The sequence below is a fragment of the Rubinisphaera italica genome, assembly GCF_007859715.1.
GTDB lineage: Bacteria > Planctomycetota > Planctomycetia > Planctomycetales > Planctomycetaceae > Rubinisphaera > Rubinisphaera italica.
Genome location: NZ_SJPG01000001.1, coordinates 1,751,524 through 1,773,069, shown reverse-complemented (window position 1 = coordinate 1,773,069; position 21,546 = coordinate 1,751,524). Strand labels below are relative to the sequence as shown.

The window sequence follows — 21,546 nt, the reverse complement described above, 5'->3', positions numbered from 1 at the left end:
ATTATGTCGTATCCATCAATATTAGGGCGTAGAACGACCACTTACCACCTATAGAACACTTCTGTCGATTGATTCTGCAGACCAGTTATCAACTCTATTATTTAAACTATTCCGTGATCGGCTTTAATGATTTGAAGCACTGACTCACAGTGTTTTTCCGTGACGATTCAAGAACTCCGTCCACGAGTCTGATGCCCTCCTGAGGTGAAAGGGATCAATTAACGGGCTGAATCAGAATCCAGTTGAGGCAGGTATTGCCTGGATGTTTTTCGTGGCCAATGTCGATGGTTAATCGATGATCTCGAACAATGACTGATGCTGTTACCTCTTGAAATAATCCGGAAGTGGTTGTGACATCAGTCAGAATAGGATTTCCTTCCAGAGAAACGTTCTGATGAACCTGGTCGTGCCCTGAATCTCCCACACAAATTGTGACTCGACACTCTCCATTGGGAAGTTCATACTCCCAGCGATCGAGCGTGCGGGTGAAAACAAAAGAGTCTCGATACGACTCCGGCACTGCATTTCGAAATCTTGTCTGAGATCGAAGGTCTTTCCCCCAGCCATATCCATTTTTGGAGTTGAATGGAGCCCCCACATCCGTCAGGAAATCTGATTGGTTGCTCTCACGGTCTCCGAAGTTGATCATGATCGAATTTTTGGTGAGCGTCTCATTGAGAAGACCATCTGTTTCTGGAGTTGACTTTGGCCGGTTAATTTCCCAGACGATGGGCTCGTTGCTGGTGAAAGGTAAAGCATCGTCTTCATTCACGATATTGTCGTGGTCGGTATCGTGGGCATCCCAATGAGGCCAGCTTTTCCACAAAGAAAGATTTTTGATCTGGTTCCAGGCTTCGCTCGCAAATTCGCCACGTGTCATATTCTGTTTCGGTATCGAGATGCGATGTTGCGTAGAGCGATAAATCTGCTCGATTCCCTTCTGGATCCAAACCGATTTTGCAGGATCATCGGGGCGGAAATCGACTTCAGTTGCTTCAGTTGAGAGCAACTTAGCGGCATGTAGACGATTGATCGCAGTGAACGCTGGATGATCGGCTGGTAAATCTCGAAACGGCCAGAGTAGGAGAGGAATCCCCCCGTCGAGAGACGAGCACAGCCCCGCTCGTATTTCTTCAAACCGTGATCGTTGCTGGATGAGCTGATGTGGTTCGATCTCATGCTGCAGGCTGACAGCGGCAGCTGCTCCTGCCGCCTGGCCGATGTGAATTCGCTGATCGTGAAGGCGAATCGCAGCACTGACGATGCTGCTAAAGCCGACGTTTCCCTGGGCTCCCAGAAGACCGTTATATCGTATGGGAATCAAACTTCGCAGCGGAAACACCGATCGATCGCTGACAAAACGGGTATGCCGTCCCGGCTTTTCAAAATCAATCCAGGGGCCATCTTCCCCTTCTTTTTTCAAGTAGGTTCTTCCGGTGCGGTGGAAGTCATAGTGGAACTGCCAGGGGAACAACCCATCGGGATACAATACTTCAGAGAATCGTTCTTTGGCTGCTGTCTTTTCGAATCCATCCCGATTGCGACCATCCTGTTCCCGCATCATATACATCGCTTTGAGACGTAATCCCTCACGAATGTACGGCTTGGGGGGCAGGTTATCTGGAGTGCCAAATTCGGGGCTCAGACGGAAGTTTCTAAAGGTGTGAGTTTGGTCGGCGGCGTGCTCGTGCACATAATTTTGCATGTGAAACAGAACACCCAGCGAATGCTGCTTGGCATCATCAAAAATGACTTGTCGCTCCTCCCGGGTCATCTCAACAATATTCTCTTGGGAGGCCCCGGCTTCTATTTTTTCGAGGGCAGCGACTACCCGAGCAGGTAGTCGTTCCAATGGATAATCCTGTCCGTTCATGTAGTTGAGCAGAATGGCGGTCGGCGTTCCGAGTTCTTCGTTGCCAACCACAATCCGACGAACCGAATAGACACTCAGCATCCGCTTGTTTCCGTCATTCTTAGCAGGCCAGTGCAGAATGCCTCCGTAGCTTCGGATGGGACGATCCCACTCCAGTCCTTTTCCAAAGCCATTCATGCTGAGTCTGGTAGCCCGAGGATAATTGCGGTCATCGAAATTCTCTGGTCGCTCAATAGGTGAAGGCTTGTGTGTGTCTTCAACAATCATCGCCCACGTGATCGGATTCATTTCATTATGTGAAATCTCATTTTCAGGGGGAGCACTTGGTTCGCCATAACGAGATTGAGGATCAGGACCACATTCATATTCAGCACCGGCCAGTTGAATGACCTCTCCCCAGTCGGAAGCATCAATGGTCAACCGAGCGTTTACCTGCACATCAGGAGATTCCATCTTCCCGGTTTGCAGGTCAACAGGTGCGAAAGTGACTTGACGGACCCGGGGATGGTTTGAATCTTTTCCCGTAACTTCGACAGCAACAGGAGCATGATTCCAGATGACCTGGATTTGTTTGCTGTCAACATAAGGTTGAATCAGTTCTCGAAATGCCTGCTCCGCATCAGCCGGATGGAAAGTCGAGGGACCGTGATAAGGAAGTCCTGGCATGCCAGCACCATACTTCTTTTCATTGACCGCCTCAATCCGATCCATCACCTCTTTGAAGAGTCCGCTGCGGTGAAAGGAGCGTTTCATGGGATGCCAGTCGACTCCCCAGCCGACTTTGCCGACTCCCTTGTCTTCATCGACACAGGCCAGTGATTGCTCGGTATATTGTCCCCCGTACCATTCCCCATCGTGCACAATGATGATGGAGTTCACTCCCATTCGAGCAGCCTGAATCGCAGCCGCCCAGCCCGACTCGGTTGCTCCGACGATCAGTAATTCACATTCATGTTTCTGGAAAGCAGCGGGAGAATTGGCGGATGCTGTTGGCTCTGCGAATGCCAGTGTGCATACGATAAAAACAATACTGAGATAAGTTCGAGCGTTATTCACGTTGTTTTATTCCAATGAGTCAGGCGGCGAGAGTGCAGGAGCAGCAGTTTCAGAACGGTTAGCAGGAACCTCTGGGACAACAAATGTCATCTGTGTTCCAGAATTTGATACATAGAAAATAGCAAAGTTGATAAGAAATATCAGCTCATGGTTGAAGGCTTCCTCACTGAGAATTCCATTTTGATGTAATCGCACACGGAACCGAACTATAATCTTCTTGATCATGCCACCTTCCGCTCGAACGACTTGATCAATCCACCATCGTATTTCTTGACCTCAATCTGATCGATGGAAATAGTCGCCACTTCACCAGGCTCTTCGCGAATCGGCGGCAGGTTGTCCCGTTCCCTATGCGACCGCTTTGTATTATTATGACTCGTAAACTCGTCCGTCAGATAATCGAGATGCTTCTTCCCAAACACAATAAACTTATTGAGGCATTCCAGCTTGATCGTCTCGATAATCCACTCACAACGGCCATTCAGGTTCGGCGAGGCTATCTGTAACGGATTCGTTTTCATGCCCGCGGCATTTACGATTACCCTGAAATTCTTTGTGTATTTCGTATCTGGATCTTGGATCAGGATCGCAGTAAGCTTCTCGCTGTCTCTGGCTTTCGGAGCCAACCCCGTGCAGTCGATTAAATGAGTTGATGGTGTCGATAGTCGTATCGCTTTGATACAGGAATCGTCTCAACAAGTGTCAAATTTGGAAAGTCATTTCCCGATCTGGCATGATGAGAACTCGTGCGGAAAAGTCCAGAATGTTCTGACAGACTGCACCGCAATCTCGTATGAATCATGTCAGGATTGGCTTGACCACTTCCCCGAAAACGTCGGTCAGGCGAAAATTGCGGCCTTGGAACTTGTAAGTCAAGCGTTCATGATTGATTCCCAGTAAATGCAGAATCGTCGCTTGAAGGTCATGCACCGAGACTGGGTTTTCGACAACATTGAAGCCGAAATCATCAGAGGATCCGTAACTCACCCCCGGTTGAATACCTCCACCTGCCATCCAAATAGTGAAGGCATAGGGATGATGATCGCGTCCCCAAGTGCTGGTGTTTTCAATCTTGCCCTGTAGAAATGGAGTTCGACCAAATTCTCCCCCCCAGATAACCAATGTGTCATCAAGCAGTCCCCGTTCCTTCAGATCTCTCACCAGAGCTGCACTGGGGGCATCTGTATCAATACATTGAACCTTGAGTTGAGTATTTAGGTTACGATGCTGGTCCCAGCCTGCATGCATCAACTGAATAAACGGTACATCCCGCTCAGCGAGTCGCCTTGCCATCAAACAGTTGTAAGCAAAACTTCCTGCCCGGTGCACGTCGGGACCGTATCGATCGAGAATATGCTTGGGTTCATTGGAAAAGTCGGTCAATTCAGGGACGCTCATTTGCATTTGATACGCCATTTCATACTGACTGATGCGGGTTTGCGTTTCCGGATCCCCCATCTCGGCGAAGTTGATCTCATTGAGTTTCGCAAGATCATCCAGAATTCCTCTGCGTATCTCCCGACTCATCCCTTGAGGATTGGAGAGATAAAGAACAGGGTCGCCTTGGCCACGAAACTTTACTCCTTGAAATCTGGAAGGTAAAAATCCGCTTCCCCAATAGAAGTCATAGAAGATCTGGCCGCAACTGGCCTCCTTATCCCGGGAAGTCATCACCACAAATGAAGGCAGGTTTTTCGAACCTTGTCCCAGCCCGTACGTCATCCAGGCTCCCATGCTGGGACGACCAGGCATTTCTGATCCAGTCAGAAAAAAGGTGATTGCCGGGGCATGGTTGACTGCATCGGTATGCATCGATTTGATGAAGCACAAATCGTCCGCGATCCCCGCAATTTTCGGAGTAAAGTCGCTCACCCAGGCACCACATTCTCCATGTTGAGCAAAATTTGTAATTTCCGAAAGAACCGGACGTTCTTTTTGTCCGCCCGTCATGGTACTAAAGCGTTTACCTCCGCTGATTTCGTCGGGTATCTGCTCTCCGTGGTGCTTTTTTAACGTCGGTTTGTAATCAAAAAGATCAACGTGTGATGGAGCTCCATTCTGAAACAGATAAATCACTCGTTTTGCTTTCGGTGCAAAATGAGGGAGATCCTGCAGACCAGCGTACCCGGACGGATTGGAACGGTCCGCCTGAGAGTTCGATGTTAACAGGGAACCGAGAGCCACAGTTCCCAGCCCCAGAGCTGACTGCCCGAAAAGTTGTCGACGTGTTTGCTGTTGATGATAATTGATCATCCTGAATTACTTTCATCGGAATGTGATACGAATCAGCGACACAAAGTTTCATCAAGATTGAGAATCAGGCTGCAGATTCCCACCCAGGAGGCATGTTCGACTGGATCAAGATTTTCATCCCGTGAGGATTCACCAACTTGGAGTATCGCGGTGGCGGAAGCAGGATTCTGTCGATACTGGTCTTTGAGTTTCTGTAGGCGCGTTAGCAATATATCGGTTTCCAGCGATTTAGGAGCATGGGATGTTGCCAGCCGCATAGCCAATTCGATCCGTTGTTCATCATTGTCTTCAGCAAGCATCAAACGTTGTGCAAATGCACGGGCCGCTTCCACATAAGTGGTGTCGTTCAAAGTTACCAAAGCGTGCAAAGGAGTATTCGTCCGATAATCCCTGACGGAGCAACTCTGTCGGGGGCTGTTATCGAACAGCATTGTCGGGCCGACAATCCGCCGCCAGAACGAATAGAGCGTGCGTCGATACAGTTTTTCTCCGGTATCCTGATTATATTTTTTCTTGCCGAAGGTGGCTTCCGCCCAAATCCCCTCTGGCTGATAAGGATAAACCGGCGGACCACCTTCACGATTAACAAGCAGCCCACTGATGAACAGGGCCTGATCTCGTAACATCCAGGATGGCATCCGTAGACGGGAGCCCCGCGCCAGCAACTGGTTTTCAGGATCACGATCGTACATGTCAGGGGTAACTTCCGCCGATTGCCGATAGGTCGCAGAAGTGACCATCATTCGAATGAGATGTTTCAGATCCCAGCCCGATTCCATGAATTCTGCTGACAGCCAGTCGAGCAATTCCGGGTGAGTCGGCTTCTCTCCCTGAGATCCGAAATCTTCCGGAGTTTTGACCAACCCCACACCGAAGAACATTTGCCAGTACCGATTGACTGTTACGCGTGCTGTCAACGGATGCTTCCGGTCGACAAGCCATCTGGCCAATGTAAGTCGATTCTGTTCATTGTTTTGATAATTTTCATCAAACAACAACTGTTGAGGAAGACCAGGAAAGACCTTCTCAATTGGCTTGTCGTAAATCCCCTTATCGAGGGTGAATGTTTCCCGACGACTGGACATGTCCTGCATGGTCATTACGACTGGAATCTGCTTGCGAACGGATTCCAGTTTCTGCTTTTCCTGCTCCAGTTGCTTCGTCAATTGTTGATAGACTTCATCCTGTTGCTGATATCGTTCTTCAATGAGTTTGTTCTGATTTACAGTCCGTTGTGTTGCTGGAGTCAATAACGCGTTTCGCAGTTCCAGTGTCTCATGCTTGAGCGAGACATCGGGTTGTGACGAAGCCGAGAACTGAAAGTGTCCCAGGTTATGATGTTGATGTACCGAGTCGTGATGAAGTGTCACGACAAGCCGATCCCCTTCTCTGAATGCATAAGATTTTTTAAAACGAAACAACCCGGCATGATCGCGATCAACAAATTTCCCCTGCAGGACCGCCCAACCTGATTGGGGATTTCCATCAAAAGTATTGGCGATCTTCAGTCCTCCCTGCTCATAACTGGCAATGGCGGAGGCAATTTCAAGTGGTTGTGATGTCCCATTCTGATGGATGATCTCAAAGTTGATTTCTGTCAAAACAAAATTACCACTATTCGATCGAGCCAGGCCATTTTCCGTCATCGTCGTGTGGCGTAATGCGTCGAGTCGCACTACCTGCACTTCAGGCAGTTCGGTCGTTAACGAGAGCCGATAGGTATCATTCGATGGATTAACTCCACTGGCCAGAATGGACTGATCTCCCTGAACTGTCAGCTTCTGATGTTCGGCACTGACTTTGACGGGTTGCATCACCTGCCAGGGAGACTTCATCTTCTGAAGTCGTTCCAACTCATCATGTTGCCACTGTTCATAGGCAGGGAACTGCAGCTGCCAATACTCTTTTCTCTGTTGTTCGAGCTGACGAATCTGCTGTTGAGAGTTAACAATCTGATTTTGCTGAACCTGAGAGGGAACCTGTAGATTCGGAGCCATCTGTGGATCTCCGCCCCCTCCTGTCACTGGAGTCTGATTGAAGTAATCGAAGAGTTGATAATACTCCTGCTGGCTGATTGGATCATATTTGTGGTCGTGGCAGCGGCAGCAGGTGAGGGTCAGGCCCAACCAGACGGTCCCCATTGTCTCGGTCTGATCGAATATGTATTCGATCCGGTTTTCCTCGGCGATCCGCCCTCCTTCGCCATTGATCATATGATTGCGACAAAACCCTGTCGCGAGTTTCTGCTCCGGCGTCGCTTCCGGCAGCAAATCACCCGCCAGTTGTTCGACAGTGAATTCATCATAAGGCTTGTTCTGATTGAACGACTTGACGACCCAGTCCCGCCAGGGCCACATCGTCCTTTCTCGATCTCCCTGATATCCATTGCTGTCGGCATAGCGGGCAACATCAAGCCAGTTCCAGGCCATTCGCTCGCCAAATTCGGATGAGGCAAGGAATTGATCGACCATGTTTTCGTAGGCTTCTGGCGCTTCATCCGCCAGAAATTGATCCAGTTCCTCAACCGTTGGAGGTAAACCGGTTATGTCGAGCTTCACCCGTCGCAGTAAACGCGCCTTATCTGCCTCCAGATTCGGAGGCATTTTTTCGGTCTGGAGACGTTGCCAGACGAAATGATCGATTTCGTTACGTGGCCAATCACTGGACGCTTTGGGCACTGCAGGCCTCAGGACCGATTCAAATGCCCAGTGCCCCTGCCACTTTGTCCCCTGGTTGATCCAGCGCTTGATCAAGTTAGTTTGCTCTAATGTCAGCGTACGATTTGAATCGACTGGGGGCATAACGTTTGAATCATCCGCGCTAGAGATCCGACGGAATAATTCACTCTCGTCCGCTTTTCCTGGCGTCAAAATATGATCAGCTAGCAAGTCCTGCTCTGTATCGAGCCGTAGATCTGCCTCGCGTGCATTTTCATCGGGACCATGACAGTGATAACAATTCTCTGAGAGGATCGGACGAATGTCACGATTAAAACTGACCGGTGTTTCCGCATAAGACATTACAGAATTCTGTAATAGTTGGACCATCACGAAAAGCCCCACAGTGCAGTACACGGGAGATTTGAAATAGGATGCATGGTGAGCGCCAGATCTTGGCATGATCATTCTCGCAGGGACCCATAAAAACATTTTGATTAATCGACACTTCTACCTCAAACGGAAGAGCGGATCAAGAGATGATGTCTTTGTTTGGCTACACAGTCGTTTGTGATAACGATGTGATATTTTCTATCCGAGGATCCGAAACTCCTCTCAGTATCAAGTCGATTGAGGACTCAATATTCCCATTGACAATTGAACAAATAGAATTCTGCACATAGGCATGGTCGAAACTAATCGGAATCAAGAATGAAAATTTGCTGGTTGTGGAAATTGGGACGCTAACTCCTTGTGCTGGTGATCGCAGGGGTAATTGTCTATCAGATGCGTTTCGCTCCACTGACTATGCAATGGGTATCTCCTGCTCGTCGAACAATCTTATGCGAGGTGATGGGAACCGGTACTCTGGAAGCCCGAGTTTCCACGATGATCAGCCCCAAGTTCCTAGACGAATCAACGAAGTTCTCGACGATCAGGGGGACAACAGCAGCGGGTCGCCATCGCAAAGACACTGGTGAATCGGCCCAGCGTAATTCTCGCAGACGAACCTACCGCTTCACTAGACAGTCATCGTGGTCGGCAAGTTATGGAGATCTTCGCACAGGTCGCCCATGACCAACAGGCTGGGGTCATTTTATGACTCACGATCAACGCTCACTCGACATGTTCGATACGAAGTCTGAGATGGAAGATGGAAAGCGATTCAGGCCGAACTCTGCGGGCAGCCAGCAGCCACAATACTTCTTAACTGCAATAATTAGACAACAAGCCCCGGATATCTTACAAATAGTATTGTGGGTCCGTATTTGCACAGCTTCGCTTGGCATTGGATTCCTAAGCAGACCTGACACTTTTTCAGTTCGTAATATTTAAGTCAATCAACCCATGAATGGGAAGCGTCGTCGGCAATAATGACAGATCGGTCAATACTGAGAGCAATTTGGATAGTTCTACTTTTGTTGTGTCCTACTGTTGCGTGGGGAGCCAGCGGTCAGGTGGAGCGGGTCAATTATTCACGTGATATTCGCCCTATTCTGGCTGGCAAATGTTTTGTCTGTCATGGGCCAGATGAAGGCTCGCGGGAGGCTGGATTACGTCTGGATCTGGCGACCGCTGCTCTTGAGCCGGCAGATAGTGGCATGGCCGCGATCATTCCCGGCGATTCCGAACATAGCGAATTAATTGCCCGGGTGAACTCAACGGATGAGTATGAACAAATGCCTCCATCTGAGACTGGAAAATCTCTATCAGAAGAGGAAAAGTCTCTGCTGAAAGCCTGGATCGATCAGGGAGCAGAATACACAGCTCACTGGTCATTTCGCTCGGTCGGCTCCGTTGAATTGCCAGATGCGTACGAGTCTGCACAGCCGCAGCATCCGATCGATGTCTTCGTGAAAACGCGACTGGAACGGGACGATCTAACGATGTCACCACCGGCTGACCGGGCCGTGCTCATTCGTCGGTTGTATCTCGATTTAGTGGGACTACCTCCCACTTACGCGGAAGTTCAGGATTTTGTTGCGGATGAGTCTCCTGGAGCTGTAGAACGCCTGGTTGATGAACTGCTCGCCTCACCTCATTTTGGTGAACGCTGGGGACGGCACTGGCTCGATCTGGCCCGCTATGCCGATAGTAACGGTTACCTTGGAGATGAACTGCGTCCTCAGGCGTACCGCTATCGCGATTGGGTCATCGACGCCATCAATCGCGACCTCCCCTACGATCGCTTCACAATTGAGCAGATTGCTGGTGACTTACTCGAAAACTCGACGATTTCCCAGAAAATTGCGACCGGGTTCCATGCCAATGCCATGGTCAATACGGAAGCCGGAGTCGATCGCGAAGCCGATCGTGTGATTCAGACAGTTGATCGCCTGAGCACAGTTGGCACGGCATGGTTGGGACTGACGATTGGCTGTGCGGAATGCCACACCCACAAATACGATCCGATTACTCACGCCGAGTTTTATCAGATGTACGCATTCTTTAATGGTCTCGAAGCAGACCGCCAGGTGATCAAGACATTACCCGCTCCCGTGGAAGATCCTCAGAAAAAAGCGGATCGACTGGCCAAAATGGAGGAACTGGCCACTCGGCTGAAAAGTACCCTCACAGAGAACACTTCCGGGGAAGAACAGATTCTTGAGCAAGCACTGAAAATACTTGCGATTCACCGTTCGGATCGAACGGAAACTCAAAAAGAAAGTCTGGATCACTGGCGTGACGATCTTGACAAACAGTCGCGGGAGTGGACTAATGAGTATGAAAAACTCGCTCAGAAGCAACCCAAACCGGTTGATGTGGTTGCATTGTCGATTCGGGAACGTTCTCAGCCGCGGGACACTTTCATTCATCATCGCGGAGATTTCCGTCAACCTGGTCCTCAAGTCGAACCGGGAACGCCCGCATTTTTGCCTCCCCTGCAACCTCGCGGTGAACGAGCCGACCGACTCGATCTGGCGCGATGGCTCGTCCGTGCTGATAACCCGCTGACTGCCCGTACTGCGGTGAATCATATCTGGCAACACCTGTTTGGACAGGGGCTGGTCGATACCGAAGACAATTTCGGTACGACTGGCAGCGAACCGTCCCATCCAGAATTACTCGACTGGCTCGCGACCAGTCTAATCGAAGAGGGCTGGAGTCGCAAAAAGCTGATTCGCCTGATTGTGACCTCTCAGACCTACCAACAGAGTTCTGCGTTCCGTACAGATTTGCATGAGGTCGATGCTCAGAATCGGTTACTTGGTCGGCAATCGCGGTTTCGTGTGGAAGCTGAAATTGTCCGCGATCTTGCTCTTTCCGTGGCTGATCTGCTCTATCCAAAAATCGGCGGTCCGAGCATCAAACCGCCTTTGAATTCCCGGATCACTCAAGTGAGTCGCAATCAGGAATGGAAAGTCAGTGCCGGTGCCGATAAATACCGTCGCGGTATGTATATTCAATTTCGCCGGGCAACTCCTTATCCAATGCTCACTACCTTCGATGCTCCTGCAACTACCAGTTCATGCCCAGAGAGAGAACGTTCGAATTCTCCGCTGCAGGCGTTAGCGATGCTGAACGATTCTGTGTTCTGGGAATGTGCTCAACAATTGGGTTTGCGGACGGCCGCACTGGGAGATGTGGCTTTACAGGAATGGTTGACGTATGCGGTTCGCACGGCTTTGTCACGCGACCCGAGCTCGGAGGAATTGGCCCGACTCGAAACGCTGACAGCCGAATTTGAATCACTGACACTAGAGCTTTCCGACGACCAAATCGACCAACTTCTGAAACTTGAATCTGACGGCAAGTCAGTGTCACAAGATGCCCCTTCGCCAACATCCACAAATGCTGCCAATCTCTCCCCGCGGCAACAGGTGGTGCGAATTCTGATCTGTCGCAGCCTGATCAACCTCGAACAATTTATCACACGGGAATAAGCATGTTCACACCCTCATTGGAAAACTCGGCCCGTTTGGCGCGAAGAGATTTCTTGCGCAATTCGCTATGGGGCATGGGGACAGCCACGTTAGCTCAACTACTTGCCCAAGATGGGGTTTCCCGAGCTGGAGAAGTTCCGACTGTCTCAGCTCAGGATCCTTTGCAAGTCCGCACGCCGCATTTTCCTCCCCGCGCTAAAAACTGCATTTACATTTATCTGGAAGGAGGCCCCAGCCAAATGGATCTTTACGATCCAAAACCGCAACTGAATAAACTGGATGGTCAGCCTTTGCCGGATTCATTTCTGGAAAACGTGCAGTTCGCGTTTCTGCAGAAAGAGTCTGCCCGGATTAAAGGAACCCCGCGCAAGTTTACTCAACATGGCGAGTCCGGAATGAACTTTTCGGACCTGCTTCCTCATCTGGCCACGTGTGCGGACGACCTGTGTATGGTCCGTTCCGTGCATAGCGATCAATTCAATCATGTTCCCGCCCAGTTATTGATGAACTGCGGCTCTGCCATTGCGGGAAGACCAAGTCTGGGGTCGTGGATGTCTTATGGATTGGGGAGCGAAGCGAACAATCTGCCCGCGTTTGTCTCACTGGTAACCACAGGACGCGGCATTCCCGGCGGTTCGGCCAGTTGGTCCAGTGGATTTCTTCCTTCCACTTATTCAGGAGTTCTGTTTGGAAATCAGGGGAGCACGGTCAGCAATCTCGAAACGCCGACCGGCATTTCCTCTGCTCTGCAGCGGGCGACAGTCAGGGGAATTAACGATCTCAATCAGATACGATTGCAGGACGTCGGCGATCCAGAACTGGCCAGTCGGATGCACAGCTACGAACTCGCTTTCCGACTGCAGTCATCTGCTCCCGAACTAGTCGATCTCTCAGGCGAATCCAAAGCAACACTCGATCGCTATGGTTTCGGACGGAAGGAACCAGAGATCTCCAGCAATCGTGGCGGGAAAGGATTGTTCGAAGCGTTTTCCTATAACTGTCTGCTTGCCCGCCGACTTGTTGAGCGAGGCGTGCGGATGGTGAATATCATCCATTCCTCTTGGGATCATCACTCCCGTCTCGATGCAGAATTGACTCACAATTCCCTCATGGTCGATCAGCCGATCGCAGCTCTCATTCAAGATCTCAAAGTTCATGGACTGCTGGATGATACCCTCGTGATCATCGGATCCGAATTCGGTAGAACTCCACTGGGAGAAAATCGTCCCGGCTTCAAAAAGGTAACCGGTCGCGATCATCATCCCTTTGCCTTCACTGTTCTCATGGCAGGCGGTGGCGTTAAACCGGGCACCACATACGGGGCAAGCGATGAGATCGGCTGGCATACGCTTGAGAATCCCGTTCACGTTCACGATTTGCACGCCACCATTCTGCATCTATTCGGGCTCGATCACACTCAGCTGACCTACCGGGTCCAGGGACGCGATTTCCGGCTCACCGATGTGCATGGCCACGTCGTGCATGATATTTTAGCTTGATCGAAACGGGTCGTTGAATCCGATCGTCCAGCATAGCCCGATCTCCGTAACTCCGCCTTGCCATCAAAATAGATTCACCGAGGAAATTCTATTCTCTGGAGCATTTTCAAAAATGAACTGCAGCGCAAGGCAGGAGCAAACTCCGTGTATTAAGCCATTTGATGTCCATGCGACTGCAGAAACCATTTGAAAATGATCTAATCGCCTTGTAGAACTACCTGTCCATTTTAAGTTTCAACAACATTCGGGGATGATCGGTGTAGAGTCTTTCTACCCCCATATCAAGCAGGCTCTCCATTGTTGATCGCTCATTGACCGTCCACGCTCCGAAATCTAAACCTGCTGTTTTAACCTTCTGAACTTTCTCAGTTGTGATCCCGCTTTGATGGAGTATGAGGGACTCGAAGCCTTGCTGCTTGGCGATACGTATATCCTCGTCAAAGTTCGTGTCGGCTCCCCGATCCCAAAAGACAGGGATTTCTGGGGCGAGCCTCTTTACCTCGATCATGTATTGCAGATTGCCGTCATTGAAGCCCACCCAAGACTCAGCGTTCAAACTTTTCACCAATGCCATTGCTTGAGCGACGCAGTCCATCTTGGGCTGTATTGAAACCCGAGTTCGGTTCTGCTTCATCACTAGTTTCAGCACGTCTTCCAGTAGCGGAATCTTCTGCATTGGACATTCATCAATCGTTTTATGCATCCGCTTGCGAAAGTCCGTGGCGACATCAACGCTCAGTAACTCGTTGTAGGTGGAATCAGGGATCATGAGGTTTTTATCGCCGACCCGTTTCGTTGTGCGGTCATGGATTACGACCAACTTGCCATCTTTTGTGGTAAAGATATCAAGTTCAATCCAGTCAGCTCCGATTTCGATGCCGCTCTCTAAAGCGGGTAGAGTGTTCTCAGGATACTCGCTGGAATTGCCTCGAGGGGCTGTCACACCGTTGTTTAGAAATGAGGATGATTCAAGTGAAGAGACTGGACCATCATCAGCAATGATCTGTGAATCAAAGCAGGCGATTACCATCAAGAGAGAAAAGACTCGAACTAAAACCATCACTTCTTTGCTTTCGTTGCTGTGAAACCAGATTCAATATCAGCATAAACAGATGAAATCATCTGGAATGTATTGAGGTAGAGATAATGAACATCCTACCGGCGTTCGTATATTTGACGATCCAGTACCGTGCTATTCAGACTCTTGATTTCGACACTCATTGCCCCGCCTCGTTTAACGGTCAACAGAATGTAACTATCTTCATCGGCGAGAATCTTTGAGTTTGGATCGGGGTACTGGTTGCCTTTTCCACTGAGTGATGTGTTGTAATAAGGGACCCCGTCCACCTCTGCTCGCTCGGCAAAATATCCAAACCCTGTGATGCAGCAGGTGCCTCGTAGAAACTGTTCGTGCCATTGCTTTTGGGCTTGGTTGCGTACGCTTGCGTTTCTCTCATTATAGAGCGTCACCACGTAGCCATGAGGTTGTTTCATCAGTTTCCTGTACCAATGAAACTGCTCTGAGTTCTCGTCAAAAGCATGACAGGTTTGCCACGTCGTCCCGAAGTCGGAGATGTGATTGAAGTCGAGTGCTACCAACCGCAGATCAAACTCAGTCAGGTCGAAGTGCCATTTCCATTCATCGTCAGGCAATTCGAAAAATCTTTTGAATGCTAAGGCATCCACATCGTAAGCAGATTCGGCTGGGGGTTTGCTTCCACGTGGTCGTATTTCTCGGTCGTGATTACCCAATGCAGGCATGAAGGGTGTTGAGCGGAATAGCTTAGGGTATTCTTCGATCAATTCTTCATAAGGCTTGATGCAGTCCTTCTCCCCTTCTCCACACTTATCCCACAGACGGGCAATGTTATCGCCAGCAGTCAGAAGCAAATGCACGTCATCATTTACGATGGCAGACAAGTCTGGCTTGCCTTGCCAATCGGCGACGACAGCTACACGCAGGATATCAGTGGGATACGCCTTGAACGTGGCATCGGCAGATCGCTGTTCTCCAGTACTGACTGAATAATGGTAGCTTGTGTCACGGTGCTTTAATGGAATTTCAACGTGATGTATCGTCGTCTCATCATCAATTCGTACCGTCTCACCGTATTCGACAGATAGACCGAAATGAACTACGGAATCGCCCGGTTCATCGCTCATCCAATTGACCACGATCTTGCTGGGATCGTTCGTTTTATGCGTCAGCCAGATACGGTCGATTTCCGCTGCCGCAATGAATTGTGATGAGAACAAGATTGGAAGCAGCATCAGGATAATTTTCATTGGAAATCTCATAAATGATTCTTAGCTGTTGCAGAAATTAAATTGGATAGCCAGTCAATAAGAAATATAGCAGTTTCATGGCGATTTAGTTTCTGCATTGTATTCGCCCATTCGATCTGGTTTGGGAAGATGATCTTGGAGGATAAACTTCGGTCGATCATGAGAGTTTACGAATGCGGCAATGTCTAATGCATCTTGTTCTACCAGGTTGGGATCCCCCAGCGGCATGGCAACCATTAGCCACGCTGCCAGCTTGTCGTCACGGGAAAGCCCCGCTCCGTTGTTGTAGGACTTCTGTCCCCATGTCGGCGGTCCTTCCTCAGTTCCCTGTCCCTGCTCGCCATGACAGTCCGCACATTTTTCAGCGTACAGTTTTTTACCACGATTTGAATTGGATATCTGAGGATCGAGTTTAATAGCGGGGACGTGGTGCGGTCCCAATGGCTTCTCTGGATTCATGCGAATGCGACTTCCGCTGGAAAGCCAAGTGATATAAGTCGTAACTGCCACAGAAACTTTGCTTCCATTTGGGGGGCGGACACCATTCATGCTCCGCATGAAGCAATTAAGGACTCGATCTTCAAGAGTAATCGCTCGATTCTCACGAGGCGACCACGCAGGGTACGCTGAGGCGATGTCCAGAAATGTCGCCGCCTTCGGGTCAGTTCCAGCATCCAGATGGCAAGAACTACAAGTGAGAGCATTGTTTACAAACGGCTTCGAAAGAGGATGTGCATTAGTGTTTTCAACGATCTCTCTTCCCAAGGCGACAACTTTTCCCAATTCACCATCAGGAAGAGGGGTTTGGCGACTCCAGAACAAACTTGCTTGGTTTTCATCTGAATATAAAAGTACGGAAGTGGTGGTAGCCGTTAAAATAAAAATCAGCGCTAATTGAATTATACGTATTTGACTTCTCATTGCATTTTCTTTCATCTGAAATCCTTGAGCCGACAATATTATTCTCCAAACTCCATTTCATGCGTTAGATTGGAAACGTACTGTGATATTAACTGAGATTCAAACAATGCGAAATCAGCAGAACGGGATTAGAAGTATTTGTGTGATTGGTAAATAGACTGATCACGCCTGACCCTGACACAATAAATTGACGTGAACCCTGTTATTCAAAGCGAGTTCATCCATGTACGAAAAGCGAATGCGGATTTATCTGGACGATCATTTGTCGATGATTGTTGGGGAAATGGAACTCATCGAACGCTGTCATCACAGCAATCTTCATTCAGAACTTGGTTCCTTCTTAAAACAATTCCTGTCCGATCTCCGATCGCAAAAGGAGATTGTTGAGAAGGTTTTCCAATGCTTGGACTATGAAGTGAGCATCCAAGGGCAGCTGAAACAGGGAGCGGCATGGCTCGCCGAGAAAATTGGACGACTCAAACTCAATGATTCACTTATGGAATATTCGGACCTGAGTCGGGTTGTAGAACTTGAAGCAATGATGGCTGTGGCACAAGAACGGATCGCTTTATGGGTAACGCTCAACTCACTGGGCATTGCTGATGTCCGCTTAAAGGATTTCGATTTCTCGTTGATCCTTTCCCAGTCCGAGTTGCAACTTGAGGAGTTGAAAGTTCATCACCATTCAGCGATCAAGAAGGCTTTTACTGGTAAACACTAAAGAGTGAAAACTACTCAATTGAGGATCGTTATTCTGACTCCAAATAATCGTGTCGCAAAATTGAATTTGAAAATGATTTTCAAATAGGTAGGAATCGGGAAGTCGTTATCCTGCAATAAAACAAATGCGATCTGACTTCAAGCCAGAAAAGAATGTGTCTGCCATGAAAGTAAACTGGACTGCACAGGAATTGGCGGAATTATGCAGAAGAGAATGTACTACATTAGTCTTCTGGAAATCACTTGGCATCGCTCTTTTATGGTCATTGTTAAATCTTGGGATCGTTTTTGTTGGTGGTCATATCATCAGATGGACTTTCAGAGTACATGAACTCTTCTCTTTTTTGTTCATACCAATTCCGATCATTTTGATCGTCGGATCGATTGCAGGATGGATTCACAATTCAGTGAGAATCAGAAAAATGGTTTATATCGTTTCTGGTCTTGCTTATCTTGCCGCAATACCCTTAATCCTTCTAGCAGTAATCATGGCAATGGGCTTTGCTTCAGTCCGCTAAGCAAAGAAATTGTCATAGCCAACTTGAATGATGTGGTTCGAGTTGTCCATCAAGAACCGCTGACTGGAATCGCCGCCGAATGATTTGATGTGATCATGAATCCAATGAATCGACTGTCAGTAATAGTTTCAACGACTTCACCTTGATCCAATCGACCTCCAACTTGAAAGGACCAGCCTCTTTGTCCCCAAGCAGGAAACCCAGAACAGAAACATTAGCTGGATTGAGTTCCTCCTTTGGAAAAGCTCTACCTCGCCATCCGTCTATGTGTTGTACGGTGCGTGGATAGGCCAGCCGAGTGCCCACTGCAGTTGAAACTGAGCTTCGTTATATTCGATCACAGCTTCCAGATAAGCTCGTCGGGCATCTTCCAAGGCTCGGACAGATTGCAGAACTTCCAACGGTAAGCCCTGTCCATCTCGAATTCGACTCAGGTTACGTTCGTAAGAATTCTGGGCGGACTCAATCGCTTTTTGTGTAATGCGAATTCGACCTGCTCGATGCAGAACTTGAGAATGGGCTTCTGAAACTTCCCGTGCAACCTGATCGAGGACGCGGACTTTACTGAATTTGGCTTGCTGATAACGAGATTCCTGCTCTCTGCGAGCGGCTCCTTCTCCAAAACCAAGATTTCGTACTTCCCACGAAAGCAGTGCGTCGAAATCTAATCGATTATCGATATTTTTAATGCTATTCCCCGGTCCCCCTCCGAAACCAGAAGTGCTGAATCCGAGTAGAATACTGGGGACAAAGGGAGCATATTTTTGACGTTTGTATTGCTCATTGGCTGCAGCAACGAGGGCCTGAGCTTCCTTGAGTTCAGGTCGATTCGAAAGCCCAGTGCTAATCAGGCAGCATTTCTCAGTCTCCAGAGAGACGAGATCAATCGGCAGGACCGTGACATCCATGGGCACAATCTGCTGGCAGGCATCGAGACTCAGTGCTTCTGCTAACCGAGCCGAGGCGACGTCCACCTTTTCCTGAGCCATCGCGACACGATTCTCAATCAACTGCAATTCCGTCTGCAGACGATCCGCATCCGCCTGTAATCCCTGGCCTGTGGCCGCAAAATCTTCTGTCAGTTTGGACAGACCGAGCGTTCGCTCCCGCGACTCCAGAACAATTCTTAAATCCTGCTCGGCTTCCAGAAGATTCAAATATGACAGTGAAACCCGCAGTAACTGTTCATTGACAACTCCATTGGCGGCATGACCTCGAGCCCAGGCCGTTTTTTCGGCAATTTCAGGTTGGAATAATGCATCTGCCATATGAAACTGAGCGACGATTCCCGGGCGGGGAGTTGTCCCTGCCCCAGTGGCTCCTGAACCTAAGCCAAACTGAAACGAGTTTCGATTCACATCGACAATCGCACCATTGCTGGCTTGATAATTACCATCATGATTGTCAAAGCTGAAACCTGGCTGAATTGAGGGCAGCCAGAGCACATTCGCTCGATCCAGTTGTGCGTAAGCTTCCTGAACTCGCCACTGGGCAAAACCGACTGCCGGATGCTGTCCGCTGACCATCGACAAAGCCGTGGGCAGATTCATTTGCATGTAGTTAGCAGATGATGTTTTCGAATGGCCGGTCAACTCCAGCTGACTCCCTTCTGTCACCTCAAGTGGGAGTGGAGCAGTAGCAGGAATTGTCTGAGCTGCAGTTTTGACGTGTGCTTTTTTACCAACGAGTTGAATCTGTTGTCGAAATTCGGATTCAGATTTTTCGTCCTCAGGCAGCTGAGCTTTCTCGATTCGTTCTAATCTGTAGATTTGACCGTTAATGGTAAGTGTTGCATCTTCAGTGATTGACGACTCAGGTTCTGCAGGATCCCGATGCCCGACAGGTTGAATTTCCATGACATTCGATTGAGTATGGTCAAGATTAATACTCGATTGGCCCCAGTTCGACTTAATGGATTTCGCAGGTCGAAGAGGATCGGCAGGAATTTTTTGTTCGACAGGAGTCTGGGCAAGTTGAGGTAACACAGCTTTCCCAACTGTCAAATATCGTGCATTCCCTGGAGCTTCTGCCTGATCGGCGAAATACGAAGTCTGAGCCGTTTGAGGAGCAGTAGGTCGATTTTCAATTTGATTGGACATCCACTGCTGCGAGCCTGCACAACCGGACAATCCAAAGAGGATTCCATTAATCAGCCAATAGGAGTAGGAGCGACTGCGCATGTACGACCATCCTTGGTGACGTTACGATATCATCGTTGTGCCCTTAATAGAATAAGAGCATTCTCCTGATTGTCATCGGCATGTCGGCTGAAACAGATATGCCGAAATTAATGATTGGACCGTTTTGAAGTTCTGATCATGTTGCTCGAAGCGATCAAAAGGATCGTTCCATTCAGGTAAAGTTTATCGATTGTGTCACTTGGGGCTCTTTAAATCCTCTTTCAGACAGGCCTTGCTTTTGTATTTAAGATGATCATTAAGTTATATTTCATGCTTCTCTATTTTGCCTGATCGGAAAGTGTCTCCTGGAATGTTTGAACTACATCGTCGATTATTTCACTGTGTCCTGATGCTGCAATTCTGCCTGCTTGCGGGATATGGTTGCACGGCCAGTCCGTCAGTTAGTCTGGATGAAGAACCTGCGAAGGCCATTTCCGTAAAAACTGTTGCGGTTATTCAGGAGGATGTTCCCCAAACTACCTTTCAACCTGCGACAGTGCATGCTTACTATCGTGCAGAAATTCGTGCGAAAATCAGTGGCTATGTCAAAGAGTTGAAAGTTGATATCGGAGATGTCGTTCAGGCTGGAAAGACGCTGGCTATCATTGATGTTCCAGAGATGGAAAAACAGCGGCTGATTCATCAGGCTCGCATCACACGAAACGAATCCGAAGAGGACCGGGCTTCCGCCGGTGTTCAACTGGCTCAGGCGAATGTCCAGTCGGCTGAAGCGAAACTGGAACAGGCAAAATCGGAAATGTCTCGGGCCGACGCGGCTCTGGCAGCGATCGAAGCGGAATTCAGTCGAACACAGGATCTTGTCGAAAGGCAATCCCTTGAAAGTCGCATGCTCGATGAAGTTCGTAAAAAGCGAGACTCGGAACGGGCCAATAAACAGGCGATGCAATCTGCCATAATTTCCGCAGAAGCGGACATTAATGTTGCCCGGGCGAAAACAACATCTGCTCAAGCCGATCTCAAAGCGGCACAGGCAGAGACCGAAATTGCCAGAAAGCAACTTGAAGAGTTAGATGTTCTGCTGGCCTATTCCAATTTGAAAGCTCCTTTTGCGGGTGTGGTCACACAGCGGACAGTTGATCCCGGCGATCTTGTTCGCGAAGGGAATGAAGTGGGTCAGGGGAAACCTCTGTTTGTGATCAGTCAGGTCGAAAAACTGAGAGTTCAGATTCCAATTCCCGAAGGCGACGCCGCTTTTGCCAGTCGAGGAGATACGGTCACATTGACATTTCCAAGCTTCTCCGGCGAAAAACCGATTGAACTGTCTCTCACAAGAGTCTCTGGCGATCTCGACCCCAGCACACGCACCATGTTGGTTGAAGCAGAGTTAGAGAATCAGGAGGGAAAATACCTGCCAGGGATGTTTGGCCAGGCTTCGATTTCTCTCAACACGAAAGTAGCCGCCAATATGCTGCCTGCCCGGGCGATTCGTTTTGATGAATCCGGCCAGGCTTATGTCTATGTGGTTGATGATAATCAACAGGTCACTGTGACAAACATTACTACGGGAATCGACAATGGCAACTTTATTGAAGTCCAGTCAGGTTTGGATGCTGGTCAGGTCGTGATCGATGCTCATCTCAAGCGATTCAAAACAGGGCAGAAAGTGGAGTTGATAGCAAATTGATGGAGAGATCCACAAACACAATCACTCGCTCTCATTGTCCTTCGCTCAATTAGA

The 21,546-nt window shown here is 49.0% G+C and carries 15 protein-coding genes; 6 read left to right on the top strand and 9 right to left on the bottom strand.

What is annotated here, in order from left to right:
* Nucleotides 1-214 precede the first annotated feature (214 nt).
* The 5 genes from Pan54_RS06510 to Pan54_RS06490 all read right to left on the bottom strand — a co-directional run bounded on the left by Pan54_RS06510 (nucleotide 215) and on the right by Pan54_RS06490 (nucleotide 8,202).
* Entirely contained in the window at nucleotides 215-2,929 is a 2,715-nt protein-coding gene (locus Pan54_RS06510) for an FAD-dependent oxidoreductase (protein WP_146502732.1), read from the bottom strand.
* Between the two features lie 6 nt (nucleotides 2,930-2,935).
* Entirely contained in the window at nucleotides 2,936-3,154 is a 219-nt protein-coding gene (locus Pan54_RS06505) for a hypothetical protein (protein WP_146502731.1), read from the bottom strand.
* The gene (locus Pan54_RS06500; RefSeq protein WP_146502730.1) at nucleotides 3,151-3,450 is read right to left on the bottom strand and encodes an integrase core domain-containing protein; all 300 of its coding nucleotides are present in this window, start codon (nucleotides 3,448-3,450) and stop codon (nucleotides 3,151-3,153) included. Before Pan54_RS06500 ends, Pan54_RS06505 begins: the two co-directional genes overlap by 4 nt.
* A 277-nt stretch (nucleotides 3,451-3,727) precedes the next feature.
* The gene (locus Pan54_RS06495) at nucleotides 3,728-5,182 is read right to left on the bottom strand and encodes a DUF1501 domain-containing protein (protein ID WP_146502729.1); all 1,455 of its coding nucleotides are present in this window, start codon (nucleotides 5,180-5,182) and stop codon (nucleotides 3,728-3,730) included.
* A gap of 32 nt (nucleotides 5,183-5,214) precedes the next feature.
* Nucleotides 5,215-8,202: a PSD1 and planctomycete cytochrome C domain-containing protein gene (locus Pan54_RS06490; protein ID WP_165441617.1), complete on the bottom strand. Its 2,988-nt coding sequence runs from the start codon at nucleotides 8,200-8,202 to the stop codon at nucleotides 5,215-5,217.
* Between the two features lie 598 nt (nucleotides 8,203-8,800).
* Here Pan54_RS06490 and Pan54_RS26730 point away from each other — a divergent pair.
* The 3 genes from Pan54_RS26730 (at nucleotide 8,801) to Pan54_RS06475 (ending at nucleotide 13,222) form a co-directional block, all read left to right on the top strand.
* Nucleotides 8,801-8,941, top strand: a complete 141-nt coding sequence (locus Pan54_RS26730; RefSeq protein ID WP_146506335.1) for a hypothetical protein — start codon at nucleotides 8,801-8,803, stop codon at nucleotides 8,939-8,941.
* 316 nt (nucleotides 8,942-9,257) lie between these two features.
* Nucleotides 9,258-11,723, top strand: a complete 2,466-nt coding sequence (locus tag Pan54_RS06480; protein WP_165441616.1) for a PSD1 and planctomycete cytochrome C domain-containing protein — start codon at nucleotides 9,258-9,260, stop codon at nucleotides 11,721-11,723.
* Nucleotides 11,724-11,725: 2 nt separating this feature from the next.
* Nucleotides 11,726-13,222 (top strand): DUF1501 domain-containing protein, encoded by a 1,497-nt coding sequence (locus tag Pan54_RS06475; RefSeq protein WP_146502726.1) that lies wholly within the window; start codon nucleotides 11,726-11,728, stop codon nucleotides 13,220-13,222.
* A 214-nt stretch (nucleotides 13,223-13,436) separates the two neighbouring features.
* Here Pan54_RS06475 and Pan54_RS06470 read toward each other — a convergent pair whose 3' ends face one another.
* The 3 genes from Pan54_RS06470 to Pan54_RS06460 form a co-directional block, all read right to left on the bottom strand.
* Nucleotides 13,437-14,282 (bottom strand): glycerophosphodiester phosphodiesterase, encoded by an 846-nt coding sequence (locus tag Pan54_RS06470; protein WP_146502725.1) that lies wholly within the window; start codon nucleotides 14,280-14,282, stop codon nucleotides 13,437-13,439.
* Between the two features lie 95 nt (nucleotides 14,283-14,377).
* Nucleotides 14,378-15,508 (bottom strand): FN3 domain-containing metallophosphoesterase family protein, encoded by a 1,131-nt coding sequence (locus Pan54_RS06465; RefSeq protein WP_146502724.1) that lies wholly within the window; start codon nucleotides 15,506-15,508, stop codon nucleotides 14,378-14,380.
* 75 nt (nucleotides 15,509-15,583) lie between these two features.
* Nucleotides 15,584-16,429, bottom strand: coding sequence for a c-type cytochrome (locus tag Pan54_RS06460; protein ID WP_146502723.1), 846 nt, complete (start codon nucleotides 16,427-16,429; stop codon nucleotides 15,584-15,586).
* A 223-nt stretch (nucleotides 16,430-16,652) separates the two neighbouring features.
* Between Pan54_RS06460 and Pan54_RS06455 the strand changes: the two genes are divergently transcribed.
* A complete protein-coding gene (locus Pan54_RS06455; protein WP_146502722.1) occupies nucleotides 16,653-17,150 on the top strand; it encodes a hypothetical protein in 498 nt (165 codons plus the stop codon).
* A gap of 163 nt (nucleotides 17,151-17,313) precedes the next feature.
* Nucleotides 17,314-17,667 carry a hypothetical protein gene (locus Pan54_RS06450; protein WP_146502721.1) on the top strand — a complete coding sequence of 118 codons (354 nt, stop codon included), beginning with the start codon at nucleotides 17,314-17,316 and terminating at the stop codon, nucleotides 17,665-17,667.
* A 263-nt stretch (nucleotides 17,668-17,930) separates the two neighbouring features.
* On the opposite strand, the gene Pan54_RS06440 is transcribed toward Pan54_RS06450, so the two are convergent.
* A complete protein-coding gene (locus Pan54_RS06440) occupies nucleotides 17,931-19,847 on the bottom strand; it encodes a TolC family protein (RefSeq protein WP_207310062.1) in 1,917 nt (638 codons plus the stop codon).
* A gap of 310 nt (nucleotides 19,848-20,157) precedes the next feature.
* Here Pan54_RS06440 and Pan54_RS06435 point away from each other — a divergent pair, with 310 nt between their 5' ends.
* Entirely contained in the window at nucleotides 20,158-21,492 is a 1,335-nt protein-coding gene (locus tag Pan54_RS06435; protein ID WP_146502719.1) for an efflux RND transporter periplasmic adaptor subunit, read from the top strand.
* Nucleotides 21,493-21,546 lie beyond the last annotated feature (54 nt).